Raw genomic sequence first — 520 nt, forward strand, 5'->3', positions numbered from 1 at the left:
CCCGCCACCAGCCCAGCACCGGGGTGACGAGGTGGTTGGAGACCGGCAGGGGCACCGGGGCCAGGGCGCCGAGCACCTCCACCCCGTGCGGGTCCAGCCCGGTCTCCTCCTCGGCCTCGCGGACGGCCGCGCGCACGTGGGCGGCGCTGACCTCGCCGCCGGGCACGGACAGCACCTCGTGCAGGTCCCCGTCCTCGGGGTCCAGGCGCCCGCCCGGGAAGGCGACCTGGCCGGGGTGGGAGCGCAGCGTCGCGGCCCGCTGGACCAGGAGGACGTCGAGGTCCCGCCCCACGCCCTCCGCGTGCTCGGCTGCGCGCGAGGGCAGGTCGTCGAGCGCGCCGAAGAGGATGAGCACGGCCGAGCGGCGGTAGTTCTCGTCGATCTGCCCGATCCGCCACGGCTCGCGGTCCTCCATCCGCAGCTGCCGGCCGCTGCGGGCCACGCGCAGCAGGTCCTGGTAGGCGTCGCCCACGGGCCGTCCTCCTCGGTGGTCGCGTCGTCGGTGGTCGGTGTCGCTCAC

The 520-nt window shown here is 76.7% G+C and carries 1 protein-coding gene; it reads right to left on the reverse strand.

From position 1 onward, the window contains the following. Positions 1-415, reverse strand: a 415-nt coding sequence (locus RF645_RS13405; RefSeq protein ID WP_368819284.1) for a CoA pyrophosphatase, incomplete at its 3' end; no start/stop codon positions are given. Positions 416-520 lie beyond the last annotated feature (105 nt).

The organism is Kocuria sp. CPCC 205260 (assembly GCF_040981045.1).
GTDB classification, from domain to species: Bacteria; Actinomycetota; Actinomycetes; order Actinomycetales; family Micrococcaceae; genus Kocuria; species Kocuria palustris.